11 protein-coding genes are annotated in these 16,179 nt (G+C 49.4%); 9 read left to right on the forward strand and 2 right to left on the reverse strand.

All coding sequences use genetic code 11. From position 1 onward, the window contains the following. Positions 1-226: 226 nt before the first annotated feature. The 9 genes from B5D63_RS17140 to B5D63_RS17180 all read left to right on the forward strand — a co-directional run bounded on the left by B5D63_RS17140 (position 227) and on the right by B5D63_RS17180 (position 14,185). Positions 227-2,656, forward strand: a complete 2,430-nt coding sequence (locus B5D63_RS17140; protein WP_078670351.1) for a bifunctional YncE family protein/alkaline phosphatase family protein — start codon at positions 227-229, stop codon at positions 2,654-2,656. Positions 2,657-2,720: 64 nt separating this feature from the next. Continuing rightward, a complete protein-coding gene (locus B5D63_RS17145) occupies positions 2,721-4,151 on the forward strand; it encodes a glycoside hydrolase family 125 protein (RefSeq protein ID WP_078669992.1) in 1,431 nt (476 codons plus the stop codon). Between the two features lie 94 nt (positions 4,152-4,245). Beyond that, positions 4,246-6,027 carry a MutS-related protein gene (locus B5D63_RS17150; RefSeq protein WP_078669993.1) on the forward strand — a complete coding sequence of 594 codons (1,782 nt, stop codon included), beginning with the start codon at positions 4,246-4,248 and terminating at the stop codon, positions 6,025-6,027. Positions 6,028-6,160: 133 nt separating this feature from the next. Beyond that, positions 6,161-7,243, forward strand: a complete 1,083-nt coding sequence (locus tag B5D63_RS17155) for a PA0069 family radical SAM protein (protein ID WP_078669994.1) — start codon at positions 6,161-6,163, stop codon at positions 7,241-7,243. Positions 7,244-7,978: 735 nt separating this feature from the next. Beyond that, entirely contained in the window at positions 7,979-8,545 is a 567-nt protein-coding gene (locus tag B5D63_RS17160) for a DinB family protein (RefSeq protein WP_078669995.1), read from the forward strand. Between the two features lie 828 nt (positions 8,546-9,373). After that, positions 9,374-10,438: an AAA family ATPase gene (locus B5D63_RS17165; RefSeq protein WP_078669996.1), complete on the forward strand. Its 1,065-nt coding sequence runs from the start codon at positions 9,374-9,376 to the stop codon at positions 10,436-10,438. Between the two features lie 129 nt (positions 10,439-10,567). Further along, positions 10,568-11,317, forward strand: a complete 750-nt coding sequence (locus B5D63_RS17170; protein WP_078669997.1) for a hypothetical protein — start codon at positions 10,568-10,570, stop codon at positions 11,315-11,317. A 12-nt stretch (positions 11,318-11,329) separates the two neighbouring features. Then, entirely contained in the window at positions 11,330-12,742 is a 1,413-nt protein-coding gene (locus B5D63_RS17175) for an RtcB family protein (protein ID WP_078669998.1), read from the forward strand. A 225-nt stretch (positions 12,743-12,967) separates the two neighbouring features. Then, positions 12,968-14,185 carry a sterol desaturase family protein gene (locus tag B5D63_RS17180; RefSeq protein ID WP_078669999.1) on the forward strand — a complete coding sequence of 406 codons (1,218 nt, stop codon included), beginning with the start codon at positions 12,968-12,970 and terminating at the stop codon, positions 14,183-14,185. Here B5D63_RS17180 and B5D63_RS17185 read toward each other — a convergent pair. After that, positions 14,170-15,291, reverse strand: coding sequence for an acyltransferase family protein (locus tag B5D63_RS17185; RefSeq protein ID WP_235021558.1), 1,122 nt, complete (start codon positions 15,289-15,291; stop codon positions 14,170-14,172). The genes B5D63_RS17180 and B5D63_RS17185 overlap by 16 nt on opposite strands. A gap of 68 nt (positions 15,292-15,359) precedes the next feature. After that, positions 15,360-15,860, reverse strand: coding sequence for an RNA polymerase sigma factor (locus B5D63_RS17190; RefSeq protein WP_078670352.1), 501 nt, complete (start codon positions 15,858-15,860; stop codon positions 15,360-15,362). Positions 15,861-16,179: the final 319 nt, after the last annotated feature.

Here is a 16,179-nt window from a genome sequence, read left to right on the forward strand (position 1 = left end):
GATTCGCCTGATGAGCGGAGATAAAAAGAAAAACAATCATTGATTTATAAAGATGGGCCGGCCTTTGGGTCGGCCCGTCTTTTTTGGAGGGGCTATCCCATAACACCCTGGCTGCGGGAAATGTTATATTAGTATTATTAATGCAGGGGCTATTGTTTTGCGCTGGGTGACTGTTCTATTTTTATCAGCTTATTGGTTAATTGTCAGCACAATATCAGACATGCATATGAAAAAAATAATTTTCAGTGCGCTGTTACTGGCCGGGTTACAGGCCACAGCACAAACAACAGATACCGTAGCCGCACGGATAGTATTGCCCAATGGATGGGCACTTACGCCGGCCGGCCATTCCCTGCCGCTGGGCGATCTGCCCCTGAATATGATGCTCTCCGGCTCCGGAAAGTACCTGGCGGTAAACAACAACGGCCAAAGCAAACACACCCTGCAACTGATAGACGCCCGGCAGGAAATACTGCTGGATGAAGTGGTTATCCCCAGGTCATGGTACGGGCTGGCCTTCAGCAAAGACGAAAAGACACTCTACGCTTCAGGCGCCAACGATAACGTAGTGCGGGAATACCAGCTGCGGAACAATAAACTGGTGGCGACAGACAGTATCCGTCTCGGGGCTGCCTGGCCTAAAGAAAAAATATGTCCTACAGGAATGGCCCTGGACCATTCACGTAACCGGCTATACGTAGTAACAAAAGAGGATAGCAGTCTTTACCTGCTGGACCTGTCCATCAAAAAGGTCATACAGCGGATACCCCTGACAGCAGAGGCTTTTACCTGCCTGCTGTCTAAGGACAATAAAACGCTGTACATCTCCCTCTGGGGAGGAGACGCTATCGCAGTATATGATATTGCCGCTGGTAAAATTGTACAGGAGATTAAAACAGGTAGTCATCCTAATGAAATTATCTTATCAAAAAACGGGAAATACCTGTATGTGGCAAATGCCAACGATAACTCGGTAGCTGTTATTACCACTGCCGATGGTAAAGTGATAGAAAACCTGCATGCCGCACTTTATCCGGATGCGCCTACCGGTTCCACTACCAACGGGCTCGCGCTGTCTGAAGACAATAAAACACTATACATCGCGAATGCAGACAACAACTGTCTCGCTGTATTCGATGTGGCCCACCCCGGTAAAAGCCATGCAGAAGGGTTTATCCCGGTAGGCTGGTATCCCACCTGTGTACGGGTGAGCGGCAAGAAGGTGCTGGTAGCCAACGGTAAGGGTTTTACTTCGATGGCGAACCCGGAAGGACCTAACCCTGTCAGTCGCAAAGATGCCAGTGGGTCGCATCAGGCCAATACCCGTAAAGACCGTCCTGTACAATACATCGCCGGGCTGTTTAAAGGCACGTTGTCTATCTTCCGGGAACCGGGGGAAAAGGTACTGGAACAATGGTCTAAAATAGTGTACGACAATACTCCCTATACCAAAGAGAAGGAGCTGCGCGCTCCCGGCGAAAAAGGCAATCCTGTTCCCCGGGAGGCGGGGCAACCTTCACCTATCAAATACGTGTTTTACGTAGTCAAGGAAAACCGGACTTATGACCAGGTGCTGGGTGATATCAAGGAAGGCAATGGTGATAGCAGTCTCTGTATTTTCCCTGAGCGGATCACGCCCAATCAGCATAAGCTGGTGCGGGACTATGTGCTGCTTGATAATTTTTATGTGGATGCAGAAGTAAGCGCCGATGGTCATAACTGGAGCATGGCGGCTTATGCTACCGATTATACCGAAAAGACGTGGCCTACCAGTTATGGCGGGAGAGGTGGCACTTATGACTACGAAGGCAGCCGCAGAATCGCCTACCCTAAAAAGGGGTTTATCTGGGACTATTGCCGCCGGGCGGGCGTGAGCTTCCGCAGCTACGGCGAGTTCACCGGTGAAAAGTCTGCTACGCTGAAAACGCTGGAGGGGCACTATTGCAAGGATTATCCGCCATACAACCTGAGCATCCTGGATGTGGACCGCCAGCAAATCTGGCAGCGAGACTTCGATTCACTGCTGGCGGCAGATGCGGTGCCCCGCTTTAACACCATCCGGCTGGGCAACGACCATACCAGTGGTATGCGGAAAGGCGCCTATTCGCCCTATGCTGCCGTGGCGGACAACGATCTGGCGGTAGGTAAGCTGGTGGAATATATTTCCCACAGCCGTATCTGGAATGAAAGCGCCATTTTTATCCTGGAAGACGATGCCCAGAACGGCCCTGACCATGTCGATGCCCATCGTTCCACTGCTTATGTGATCAGTCCTTATGTCAAGCGGAATACCGTGAACCATACCATGTACTCTACCTCCGGGATGCTGCGGACCATGGAGCTGATCCTGGGACTGCCCCCCATGAGCCAGTATGATGCCGCTGCCACGCCTATGTGGGAGCTGTTTACCGCTACGCCCGACCTGGCGCCTTATGTAGCGCTGCAGGCCAATGTGGATATCCGCGAGCGGAATACCGCCTGGAATGAGAGCGCCCGCCGCTCTGCTGCTTTTGATCTCTCCCATGAAGACAGGGTGCCAGACCTGGAGCTGAACGAAGTGGTGTGGAAGGCCGTCCGTGGCGAAAATGCGGTGATGCCGGCGCCCCGGCGGAGCGCCTTTGTGAAGCTGCAGGAGAAGGAAGAGGACGACGATTGATAAATCGATTAAGCAAATCCCGGAAACTTTTCTATTTTAGCCTTACTTAAATGTAATAAACAGTATGGTAGCAAGGAGAGATTTTATCAGGAACAGCGCGCTGCTGGCAGGTGCTGTTGGTCTGGGGATGCCCAAGACCGTGTTGGGCTGGGATGGTTATTCTTCCCAACGTCCGCCGCTGGCGAAAAGAAAATTTACCAGCGACGCGGTAGAAAAGACAATCACCAACGTTAAAAAACAGATTGCCGACAACAAACTGGCCTGGATGTTTGAGAACTGTTTCCCGAACACCCTTGATACCACTGTCAACTTCAAAACAATGGAAGGCCGGCCCGACACGTTTGTGATCACCGGTGATATTAACGCTATGTGGCTGCGCGACTCTTCCGCGCAGGTGTGGCCTTATATTCCGCTCATTAAGGAAGATAAGAAGCTGGAGCAGATGGTGGCAGGGGTCATCAACCGTCAGGTGAAATGTATCCTGATAGACCCGTACGCCAATGCCTTCAACGACGGACCTACCGGCAGCGAATGGGAAAAAGACCTGACAGACATGAAACCGGAGCTGCATGAGCGCAAATGGGAGATAGACTCGCTCTGCTATCCTGTACGCCTGGCATACCACTACTGGAAGCATGGCGGCGATACCGGCGTGTTTGATGCGAAATACAAGCAGTCGGCCCGGCTGATCGTTAAAACCTTTAAAGAACAACAACGTAAGGAAGACAAAGGTCCTTATAAGTTCCAGCGTGTCACCGCCTGGCAATCTGATACCGTTCCCAATTCCGGCTACGGTTCACCGATGTTGCCGGTAGGGCTGATCGTTTCCATCTTCCGTCCTTCCGACGACGCTACGGTGTTTCCTTTCCTGATCCCGTCCAACATGTTTGCGGTGGTGTCCCTGCGGCAACTGGCGGAGATCAGCACGGAGATCTATAAAGATGCCGCCTTTGCCAAAGAGTGCGCTGAACTGGCGGACGAAGTGGACCGCGCTATCAAAGCCTATGCGATCGTAGAACACCCGTACCTGGGCAATATGTACGGATTTGAGGTGGATGGTTTCGGAAATCGTTTATTCATTGACGATACCAACGTACCGAGCCTGCTGTCTATCCCTTACCTGGGCTATACCACTGCAGACGATCCGCTGTACCAGGCTTCCCGCCACTTTGTGTGGAGCAGTTTCCATCCGTGGTTCTACAAGGGTAAATATGGCGATGGTGTAGGCAGCCCGCATACGGGGGTAGACTATATCTGGCCGATGAGTATTATTATGAGGGCTTTGACCAGCCAAAGCAAAGAAGAAATCGCAGCATGCATCAAAACACTGCGCAATACCGACGGTAACACAGGGTTCATTCATGAGTCCTATCACAAGGACGACCCTACGAAGTTTACCCGTAAGTGGTTTGCCTGGGCGTGCACCCTGTTCGGTGAACTTATCCTGAAGGTAAGCCAGGAGTATCCTGACCTGCTGAAACGGCAGTACGCCTGATCATTTTTTTAGTTTATTATTTTTTTATGTTGATATTTGGAATGCAGCGGAGACGATCGTCTTCCGCTGCATTTCACTTTTAAAAATGTAAGTAATGGAGCACCCTCATCTGTACCAGCAACGCATCAACGACTTTCAACAGGCGATTGACAAGGAAAAGAAGCGGACAGCGCTGCTCTCCTGGTCCCGTTTGTTGAGTTTCCTGTTGATCATTGCCGGGGTGGTATTTTACTTCCGTGAGGGAAGGGAAGGAGCGTGGTTGCTGGCCACGGCAGTGGGCGTGGTCGCTTTCGGTTTTTTCCTTAAAAGACATCATCGCTCGCAGCAACAGCTGGCGTTACTGAAAACATTGCTGGAGTTGAATAACAAGGAACTTCAGCAGGCTACTACCTGGAAGTCTTCCTTTGATGACGGTCATGAGTTCATCGACGATCAGCATGATTATTCCGGTGACCTCGACGTGTTTGGCCCTGCTTCCATTTTTCAGTCGATCAACCGTACCGGCACCTTGTCCGGCAAACGGTTGCTGGCGGCGTCATTATCTGCGCCCATGCTGGATACCGCGCAGATCCTGGCTACACAGGAAGCGCTGAAGGTGCTGGCCCCGGAAACGGATTTCCGGCAGCATCTTACCGCCAATGCCATGCTGGCCAAAGAAGATGCCAGCGACCGCCGGGAACTGGCGCAGTGGCTGGATATGCCGTTTGCCTTTATACATAACCGGTTTATGGGCATCGCCCGGTGGCTGTTCCCGGCGTTAACCGTGGCAGCAATAGTGGCCGGCAGATATATCGGCCATTATTATTTTTTCATCGGGATGGTTATGGTCAACTGGCTGATACTGCTGAGTATCCAGCCCAGGTTGCTGGAGCAGTATAAACTCATTTCGCAGAAGGAGCGGATACTGGAGAAGTTCGCCCTGTTACTGGGCCTGATCCGTAAAGGCTCCTTTGAGCAGTCGGTGTTGCTGCGGCAGCAGCAGGAAACGGCGCGTGAGGCTGACGTGGCGTTGCATCAGCTGTCCCGCATCAGTTCCGCGTTTGACCAGCGGCTGAACCTGTTGGTGGGCGTTGCCCTTAATTCCCTGCTCTTGTATGATCTGCATTGTATTCTGCGGCTGGAGCGGTGGAAAGAGCAGCATAAAACGGCGGTGGACAAATGGATTGAAGTGATTGCGCAGCTGGAAGTGTGGAACAGCCTGGCCACTTTTGCGTTTAACCATCCGGGGTATGCCTATCCGCAACCACAGACGGAGCCGATGTTGCTGGAGGCGGAAGGGCTGGGGCATCCACTGATCCCTGAGCGTGAATCCGTTAAAAATGACGGGCAGGTTGGCCGGGATGCCAGTTTCCTGATCATTACCGGTTCCAACATGTCGGGCAAGAGCACCTTTCTGCGTAGCGTGGGTTCGAACCTGCTGCTGGCCATGTGCGGCGCGCCGGTATGTGCCGGCCGGCTGGTGTTTACGCCCATGCGTATTATGACCTCCATGCGGATCAAAGATTCTATCGCCAGCCATACCTCGTATTTCCAGGCAGAGTTGTTGCGGCTGCAGCATATCATTGTTCAGCTGAAAACAGGGGAGCGGGTATTTATCCTGCTGGATGAGATCCTGAAAGGCACCAATTCGGAAGATAAGCTTTCCGGCTCCCGCAGCCTGATAGAGCATTTTCTGGCATATAACTGTCTGGGTATGATTGCCACGCATGACCTGGAGCTGGGCCACCTCGAAGAAAATTATCCCAATAAAATCCGGAACTACTGTTTCGAAAGTACGATCCAGGACGATCACCTGTTTTTCGACTATCGTATCCGTCCGGGTATTGCGCGTAACAAAAACGCCACTTTCCTGATGAAACAGATGGAGATCATCTAGATTTTGATATTTTATTATTTTGATATTTTGTTATTTGATTGATCCCATTGGGAGTCAGGCATTCATCAAATAATAAAATAGCTAAATAATGAAATGACAAAATATTTAGTATTTTTACTAAAATATTTAGTGTATGACATTGCCATTCCAGGAAGGAGGAGGTGAAACTCCCTATTACAAAGGACGTGGTGCACAAATAAATCCGCGGAACAAATACCTGAAGGGAGAGTATGTGCAGGAGCATGTGGAGGGGATTGACGAGTGGTGGCAGGCGGATGTGCCTACCCAGGTATTTGAGGAGCATGCCAGGACGCTGGTCAACAAGGTGGATAGCCCGGATGTGGGGATGTGGTATTCCATGAACCCCTACCAGGGCTGTGAGCATGGCTGTATTTATTGTTATGCCCGTAACGCCCATCAGTTCTGGGGGCTGAGTGCGGGGTTGGATTTTGAGCGGAAGATCATTGTTAAACATAATGCGCCGGAGCTGCTGCGCAAGTTCCTGGACAATAAAAACTGGGTACCCAAGCCTATTTCCCTTTCCGGTAATACAGACTGTTATCAGCCGGTAGAACGTAAGATGTGGCTTACCCGGCAGCTGCTGGAGGTAGCGCTGGAATATAAACAGCCGGTGGGTATCATCACCAAAAACTCACTGGTGCTGCGGGACCGTTACCTGCTGCAGCAGCTGGCGCAGGAAAAGCTGGTCTGTGTATATGTTTCCATTACCACCTTGCAGGAGGAGCTGCGGCAGAAGATGGAGCCGCGGACGACGACGGCAGCGCAGCGGTTTAAGATCGTAAAGGAGCTGAGTGATTTTGGTATACCCGTTGGCGTGATGACGGCCCCTATGATCCCGGGGTTGAATGACCATGAGATTCCCCGGCTGCTGGAGATGGCTGCCGCCAATGGGGCTAAGTATGCGGGGTATACCGTTGTACGGCTCAATGATGCGGTAAAACTTATTTTCAATGACTGGCTCTATAAAAATTTCCCTGACCGTGCGGACAAGGTATGGCATCAGATCGAGAGCATGCACGGCGGTAATGTGAATGACAGTGAATTTGGCCGCCGGATGCGGGGGGACGGCAATATCGCGGATCTGATCCGGCAGCAGTTCAGGGTACACGTGAAAAAGAACGGGTTGAATCAGGAGCGGTTTGAGTTTAATACGGAGTCCTTCCGCCGTCCTACCAGTCAACTGAGTTTGTTCTAGGTAAGATGGCTGCAAAAGCACTGATCCTGAGCCGTTTGGCGAACGGCCGGAAAGTGGCTGGTGTGGCGGGGCTGCGGCTGAAGACAGGCGGCCATTGTCCGGGAAGAGTTGGTGGCTGATAATAGTGAAAAGCTGTAATAGGCCATGGTAGCCGAGATAGGGAGAGGGGCGCCTGCCGGATATAAACGAATTGTTAACGCTATAAAAAAAGTAGGCTATATTATTGTGTAATCAAAAAAATAAAATCTACCTTTGTAGCAAATAACAAAATTTCTTAGTGCAACTTCTGTCAACATATAAGATTATTGCGATGACCTGCAAGCAAGAGCAGGTCTATGACGGATTGCGGGCACGTTGCACCGATTGTTAACGAAAAAGTTATCAAACGATATAAACAAAGGTCCCGCTCTCGAAGAGGCGGGACCTTTTGCTTTTGAAGCAGTACTGAAATGACGACAGTGAAAGAACTTCAGACGATAACTGGTCAAAATATTCAATACACCATCTGGTGTAAAGGGAATGGCTTTGCCTTAAAAAAGCCATACGGACAAGGTATGCAGTAATGTAAGCTTAACCCATTACATGATTGCCCGGTCCGTAAATACGGCCGGGTTTTTTATTTCACGGGAAAATCCGGCACAGAAATGGCAAACAATTATTTTAAGAATGTTATGTGCTAAGCCCATTTGATCTCGTACAGACAGGTACAGTGCATAACCCCAAAAACGTTAGTATATGAGGAACGTTATTCAAGTTGTAAGAGAGGCTTTACTCACCAATTTCAAGGAATTGGACAATTGGTTTGACAAGGAACAGGCTTTGCTGGACTTCAAACCAGACCGCGATCAATGGAGTATACGGGAAGTGCTGGAACATATTTCCCTCACTAACTACTTCCTGTTACTGATCATCAACAAAAGTACCCGCAGGGCGCTTGACCGTAAAAGTAACGGTCATACCGTTGTTGTGCCGGCAGATTACCAGGAGAAATTCAGCCAGATCGATGTGATCAGCAGCAAGTCTTTCGGATGGGTAAGGCCTGAACACATGGAGCCTACAGGGCTTAAAAATATGCAGGAAGTAAAAGTGCTGCTGAAGCAACAGTATGCGCAGTGCATGTACAATCTGTCTTTGCTGAAGAATGGCGAAGGAGTGCTGGTATTCACCAACATGTCTGTAAACCACCTCGGCAAACTGGATATCTATCAGTACATCTATTTCCTGACCAAACATATAGAACGTCATATCCGCCAGATGAAAAGACTGGAAAAGGAGTATGAAGAAAGCGCCGTTCTGATCTGATTTTTTGGTCGACCAACAACGTCTATTGTTGTTATCCTCATTCGATTACAGCAACCGGAAGTATGCGCACTTCCGGTTTTTTTATGCCGTCAGGAGCCGACACTATATTTATCTACATAGAAAAATTTTTTGAAAAAAGTCTGTTAAAAATTTGCATTATCACTATTTATCACATTATCTTTGCATCGTTAAAAATTGATAATAGTAAACACTTGTAAAAATGGTACGCTTTAAATTAAATATGGAATCAGCAATCCCCTGCGGCACGCAGGATTGGGGCGGGTTCCGGGCGTTTCATTGTTACAGGTAGTGTAAAATATTTGTATCATATAACGGAAGCCCGGATCCATGGATCCGGGCTTTTTTTATGATGGTTTTGATAATGACATTACCACTGAATACAATCAATAACCGGGCACTGGTCGCTGGAATGCGCCGCAGTAAAGAATTTAAGGATAGCATCAATCGTATTGACGCTAAACGGACCTGGCATGCCTTAACGTAGTATGTGCGTTAACGTTAGTAGCCCGGTCCGTGTAAACTGACCGGGTTTTTTTGTGTTCATCGCGAAAAGATATTTGAGGAGGTACAATTTATAAACAGGTAGCGGAGTAATCCTGCTCCGCTGATCCTCTCTCTTTAAGTTGTTTTTTTCGTCTCTGTTTGAATTAACCCCCATCTTCAGGTTATCAAGAGGATAACTTGTAACTTCCCCCCAAAAGAGGTACCTATACGTACCGGAAATGATAAGTCTGATTTGCCAGGAGCCCGGTCAGGGCTCCGGTAAATCACTATCAGGGAAGATTAATTTTAATGTGCAATTTGTAAATGAAAACAATGGTCAATAACCAGATAGATATCACCGATGGAGAATACTTTGCACCCAAAGGGGTGTATACGTTTCATTTTAACAGTATACCCAATATCAATAATATCTACGATATAGACGGAGAAAAAGCTGCAGCGGCGTTTGTGAAGACTTTTGAAAAAATGATACTGCATACTTACCGCTATACCGACTATGACACTAAAAAGAAAAAGTATAAGCACGCCCAAACCGTAATGGTGCTTAATAACCACAGCGTAGTTGCCTTCTGGCACTCCTGGGTGGAGATATTGCACGATGGTTCGGATACCGCGTTTGTATCAAAAGTAACAGAAACGGCTACACGCTATAAGGAAAAGCAACGCCGTGAGCCGCATGAAATCAACCTGATCGTAAGCGGTCGGAAAGGACTGGAGCTGAAAAGCATGGAAATCAAACGCACCAAGCTGGATATCGGACTGTTTTATGAAGATGATTTCCGTGAAGTGGACAAGGTAATACAGCAGCGGCTGCGCAAAGATAAAGACAAGGGGATCGTGCTGCTGCACGGTATTCCCGGAACCGGCAAGACAACCTATCTGCGTTATCTTATCGGTAAAATCAAGAAGCGGATCCTGTTTGTTTCGCCCGATCTGGCGCATAACATCATGAACCCCGAATTCATGGAACTGCTGATAGACAATCCCAACTGTGTGGTGATTATCGAAGATGCGGAAAACGTGATCATGGACAGGAAGTTCAGCGGGAACTCTTCCGTTTCCAACCTGCTCAACCTGTCTGACGGGCTGCTGGCAGATTGCCTGAACATACAGCTGGTATGCTCTTTTAACAGCGACCTGTCTGCTATTGACAGTGCACTGTTGCGCAAGGGAAGATTGATCTCCAAGTATGAGTTCAAAAAACTCTCGCCGGCGAAAGCACAGCGCTTGTCCAAACATTTAGGCTTTGACACCGTGATCAGCAAACCCATGAGTGTTGCAGAAATAGCCAATCAGCATGAGCCTTCTTTTGAAACGCCGAAAAACGTGATCGGCTTCAGAAGGACCCTGCTGGAAGAAACCGTATAAACAAACATTATTCATCTTATTTAGAATATTATTCGTCATGAAAAAGAATCGCTTGTCCGTATACAATCCAATGGTACACTGTGTTTACCGACCGGTAGACACTATTGAAAAACAAACAGACGATTTGTTATGGACAAGTTATTTTCTGACGAATTACAATTTTATATCGATACCGCACGGCTCAAAACCGCAAGACAAAAGCGCCGCGCAGTTATAACAGCAAGAGATAAACAGCTGTTGCAGCTGAGCAGATACGAAAAGAAGCTCTGGAAGAAAAGCCGGCAGGCGATATATGTGCCGCTGCAACCGCCTATACAGAAAGGCTACATCCGCACTTTTGTATTAAGGGACGATGTGGCGCGCGGAAAGCAGGCATTATTTTTTCAGGGTATCCTGGACAAGATCAATACGGCACAGCATTTTCACCGTAGGGATTTTAAAAAGAAAAAACGGGTACGCGGCAAAAAAGTGTGGGTAGACAAAGAGCAGTATTTGAAGAAGCTGCTCCCCTGGGAAGTGACAAAGGCTGCGTTTACCCCGGAAGAAGCCGCTTATTTTGAAACGCGGATGGAGTTTTACGAAAGGAAGGGAAAGGAAGTAGAAATGACAGTGTTTACGCAACCCTGGCGGTTTGTACTGCGGGTACGGCCGTATATGCTGACGCATCGGAGAGTGGTAGACCCGGAGCTGGAATCACGGATACAGGAAGTAGACAATTACATTACTATCCGTCAGCTGAGACACCGCATGAACTGGCTTACGCAAAGCAGACGTGGCGGCCGTAGGAGCTGGGAGCCTCCCGTGAAAGTAAAGGAAAGGTATAAAAAGAAACCCCTGCTGCAAATGCTGCAGGAAGCATATTATGATAACATTGATTGAAACACCCCCATTATGTCTGAATTGAAAATGACCGGAAAACAATTACGCGCCCTGGGTTATCCGCAGGGACCTGTAATCAGTATATCCATTGACGTTATTGCCCAATATTATGCAACGGCTACAGCGGAAGAGATAACAACGATACTGGCCAAAGTACTGGCGGACCCGGCGGCTTATACCGAAGATGCGGTATGGGCGCAGGTGGCCCTTGCTTTGGTCCCGGAGGCGCGTCCGGAGATAATACCATTGCGGGAGAAGCCGGTGGATTATGCCGTTTTCGGCGCCGGCTTTATTGAAGAAGGTACCATCCGGCAGCTGAACAGCGCGGTGCGTTTACCCGTTGCCGTAGCCGGTGCGCTGATGCCGGATGCCCACCAGGGCTATGGCCTGCCTATCGGTGGCGTATTGGCCACGGAGAACGCCGTTATTCCTTACGGTGTAGGCGTGGATATCGGATGCCGTATGTGCCTGAGCATCGTGGACCTGCCGGTGGACAGCCTGACGACGAAAGCGAGTCAGTATGAGAAAGCGCTGAAATACAAAACCAAATTCGGTGCTGGTGCTGAATGGAAAAGGAACGATGAGGACCCCGTACTGGAAAGAGACGAGTTCAAGGAAATTCAGATACTGCGTACCCTGCAGGCGAAAGCTGCGGGGCAGCTGGGAACTTCCGGTTCCGGTAACCACTTCGTGGAGTGGGGCGTGGTGTCGATCACGGACGCCCATAACGAATGGGGCCTGGCGCCGGGCGATTACGTAGCGTTGCTGTCGCACTCAGGGTCCCGTGGCCTGGGCGCCCAGGTAGCCGGGCATTATACCCGGCTGGCGAAAGAGCTGTGCGTACTGCCTAAAGATGCGCAGCATCTGGCCTGGCTGGACCTGGACACAGAAGCCGGACAGGAATACTGGCTGGCGATGAATCTTGCCGGTGACTACGCTTCTGCGTGTCATCACCTGATCCATAAAAGACTGATCGCTGAAATGGGCGCAACGATGCTGGCGCGGGTGGAGAACCACCATAACTTCGCCTGGAAAGAAGTGCATCATGGTAAAGAGCTGATCGTGCACCGTAAAGGCGCTACTCCCGCCGAGAAAGGTGTGCTGGGTATTATACCGGGTTCTATGACCGCTCCTGGCTTTATTGTACGTGGCAAAGGAGAAACCACCAGCCTGCATTCCGCGTCGCATGGCGCCGGACGGCAGATGTCCCGTACCAAAGCCATCGCTTCCATCAGCGGTGAGGAGATGCGGAAAATGCTGCAGGATAACGGCGTAACGCTGATCGGCGGCGGACTGGACGAGGCGCCCGGCGCCTACAAGGACATCCATACCGTGATGGCGGCGCAGGCCGACCTGGTGGAAGTGGTAGGGCAGTTCCAGCCGAAAATGGTACGGATGGCCAACGGCGGGCCAGCAGAAGATTAACAGAAAACGAACCAGATATATGCAATGTCGCAGCGGCGGGAAATGGCGAAAGCTGTTTTCCGCCCTTTGTTTTTGTAGTCTACAAGTTTAGTAGGATATTAAAGAAATATTCTCTAATATTGTTACCAGTTACCACCAATAACGAGATTCAATACCCCTGCACATGGGCTGGCACCATGCGGGGATACCTGTGTTTTCATTTTTAGCATTTTAAACTTTATCAAAGTGCATTTGAATTTTCTGGCATTGGCAGTTCCTTTTTTCCTGACATTCATGGGACTGGAGTACCTGGTGGCGCACAAGCGGGGAAAACGCTATTTCAAGTTCAACGATTCCGTGGCCAACATCAGCGTGGGCATTGCCGAGCGGCTGCTGGACACTTTTACGGTAGGCCTTTTTTATTTCCTGTATGATTATCTGCACCGGCATTATGCCTTGTTTGATATAAAGCCGGGCGTATTGCTATGGGTGGCGTTGCTGGTATGCACCGATTTTATCTGGTACTGGTACCACCGGCTGGCGCATGAGGTGACGTTGTTCTGGTGCGCGCATGTGGTGCATCATCAGAGCGAGGAGTTCAACTATACCGTGTCGGCGAGGATCACTGTTTTCCAGGCCTTCATCCGTACCGGCTTCTGGGCGGTATTGCCGGTGATCGGGTTTCCGCCGGCAATGATCACCAGTATGTTGCTGGTGCATGGGCTGTATCCGTTTTTCATTCATACCCGTACGATCGGTAAACTGGGTATCCTGGAATATATCCTGGTAACTCCCTCGCACCACCGGGTGCATCATGCGAGCAATCCAAAGTATCTGGATAAAAACTACGGTGATGTCTTTATCATCTGGGATAAATTGTTCGGCACTTTTCAGAAAGAAGAAGAGGAGCCGATATACGGGCTGACGAAACCGCTGGAGAGCAACAGTTTCCTGTGGCAGCATTTTCATTTCCTGTTGGAAATGTTTTATTCCGTGAAGCGGGCAAGCGGTTGGAGGAATAAACTGTGTGTAGTGTTCGGAAAGCCTGACTATGTAGATCCCGCTGCGCGGGAAGTGCTGGAGGAATCGTTCCTGTTGCGGAACCGGACGATAACGGAAACGCCTAAGCTGAATAATTATGTGGTGTGGCAGATGGCTGCCACACTCACATTGTTATTTATTTTCTTGTTGCTGGAGTATTATGTGCCGGTATTTGTACAGGTATGTGTGACCCTGCTGATCCTGCTGACGCTGATTAACTGCGGTGCAATCATGGAGCAGAAACGCTGGGTGTTTTACCTGGAGTACGCGCGTTACAGTGTTTTGTGTTTCGCGTTGTACTACTATTGGCCGCATCCTTCCCTGCTGACACTGGCGGTCCTGGTGTTAACCACAGCGCTCTGGTTCCGGTCGCGGCTGAAGGAGCGGTATTACCGGCTGGTATACGGTTATACCCGTACGTAAATTTTCTTTTTGTCCATCCAGTAGCCGATCGCGGCGAAGGCGCACACATGGAAGAGGGCGAAGAGGAAAGAGCCTACCATATTGCCCCCTATGGGTTGAAATACGCTCTGGTACAGCCAGGAGTACATGTTCTGGCCGGGTACCGGGTGTATCAGCAGGTATAATTTTACCACTACGCCGGACAGTACATAGATAAAGAGCGGATTTTTACCGAAAACGGTGAAGAAGGTCGTCCACCGGGTTTGTCCGCGGAATTCCACCACATACATCAGGATGGAGAGCAGCAGCAGTGCGATGCCTACGGTGTAGAGCACATAAGAGCTGGTCCATATTTTTTTGTTGATCGGGAATACCATGTCCCAGCAGAGCGCTGCGAAGATGAGGAGGCAACCCATGATCATCAGGCGGGCGAGCATTTCATAGGTTTTTCCTTTTTCCTGGATGAATTTACCGGCGAGGTAGCCGAAGATCACGTTACAGATGGCCGGGAAGGTACTGAGTATTCCTTCCGGGTCAAAGGGAACTCCTTCTCCTCTATACATATGATTTTCTCCCAGTATTAACTTATCGAGCGGCAGGCCGGCATAGCCTTCGAGGCTGTAGGGGTCTCCGGTGCCGAAGGCAATCAGCACAAACCAATAGGCGAGCAGGATGACGCAGGCGGCCACGAAGGCGCCCCTGTCTTTCAGGTAGTGCACGATGAAGGCTGCGGCGCCGTAGCAAAGGGCGATCCGTGGGAATACGCCCAGGATGCGCAGGGAGCTGAGTGGTTTCATGACCAGGTGCCCGTCGGCCCATTTTACGAAAGGGAACCAGTTGAGCAGCAGGCCGATACCGAAGATCAGCAGGGTTCGGGTGAGTATTTTCCGGATGACGGCGGCGTTGCCGGCGTCGGCGTATTTTTTCATGGCAAAGCTCATGGCATTGCCTACGGCAAAGAGAAAGAAGGGAAATACGAGATCGGTGGGCGTGCAGCCGTGCCATTTGGCATGTTCCAGGGGCGGGTATACATATTCCCAGCTACCGGGATTGTTGACCAGGATCATGGCGGCCACGGTCAATCCGCGGAACACGTCCAGCGATAAAAAACGTTGCGATGCAGTCACTATAGGATGATTTGGTTGTTTGGTAATTCGCCAAGATAACTATTATCGTGAAGGATCGCAACAGTCGTTTAGTGCCGGAGCACCTGCGTCTTGAGTATTTTACGGGCGAAGTGGATCCTGCTTTTGATGGTCCCGAGGGGTTCCTGGAGGATATCAGCTATTTCAAAATATTTATATCCTTCGTAATAGAGCAGGAATGGCTGTTTGAAGATCTGAGGAAGATGGTAAACGGCCACGTGTATGTCTTTTATCCGGAGATTGGTATCAGCTTTGTTAGTAGTCGGGCTCTGCTGATAATTAAGGAAAAAATCGCTGACGCTGGGTTCGGCGATCATCCTGTTTTTGGCTTTTTTGCGGTAGTGGTTGATGAAAATATTGCGCATGATGGTAAAGAGCCAGGCGCGGATATTGGTGCCTTCCAGGTATTTTTCCTGGTTGGACAGTGCGCGGAAGAGTGTTTCCTGGTATAGGTCCTTGGCCTGTTCAGCATCTTTGGTAAGGGTAAAAGCAAAGGATTTCAGGAAATCAGCGTTTCCGATAAGCAAGGTGTTAAATTCAACAGATGACATCATGTTTCAGGTTTTGGCTTAACTGAATGAAACGGAACTACACGGCGTCGGACGTTCACGAAATTTTAATAAATTGGTTTACAAGGGTTTAAGGATGTGTATTAGTTAAAATGTGGTCTTCTGAGTGTTCCGGTCTGTTATAAAAAGCGCTGATTTGGATAGTTTAATAAAAACAACAGGTTCTTATCAGCATGACTCTCTGCTATTATTAACGAGAAAAAGTGAAAAACGGATTGAGAATGTTTCAGTTATATTGAAATAAACGAATTGTAAAAATATTTATATTATAAATAACTTAAAATTAATTTAAAGGCGTGCC

Source organism: Chitinophaga eiseniae (genome assembly GCF_900167135.1).
Taxonomy (GTDB): domain Bacteria; phylum Bacteroidota; class Bacteroidia; order Chitinophagales; family Chitinophagaceae; genus Chitinophaga; species Chitinophaga eiseniae.

Coding starts and splice junctions, on each gene's coding strand:
- B5D63_RS17140 (WP_078670351.1), top strand. CDS start 227: ATGAAAAAAATAATTTTCAGTGCGCTGTTACTGGCCGGGTTACAGGCC.
- B5D63_RS17145 (WP_078669992.1), top strand. CDS start 2,721: ATGGTAGCAAGGAGAGATTTTATCAGGAACAGCGCGCTGCTGGCAGGT.
- B5D63_RS17150 (WP_078669993.1), top strand. CDS start 4,246: ATGGAGCACCCTCATCTGTACCAGCAACGCATCAACGACTTTCAACAG.
- B5D63_RS17155 (WP_078669994.1), top strand. CDS start 6,161: ATGACATTGCCATTCCAGGAAGGAGGAGGTGAAACTCCCTATTACAAA.
- B5D63_RS17160 (WP_078669995.1), top strand. CDS start 7,979: ATGAGGAACGTTATTCAAGTTGTAAGAGAGGCTTTACTCACCAATTTC.
- B5D63_RS17165 (WP_078669996.1), top strand. CDS start 9,374: ATGAAAACAATGGTCAATAACCAGATAGATATCACCGATGGAGAATAC.
- B5D63_RS17170 (WP_078669997.1), top strand. CDS start 10,568: ATGGACAAGTTATTTTCTGACGAATTACAATTTTATATCGATACCGCA.
- B5D63_RS17175 (WP_078669998.1), top strand. CDS start 11,330: ATGTCTGAATTGAAAATGACCGGAAAACAATTACGCGCCCTGGGTTAT.
- B5D63_RS17190 (WP_078670352.1), bottom strand. CDS start 15,860: ATGTCATCTGTTGAATTTAACACCTTGCTTATCGGAAACGCTGATTTC.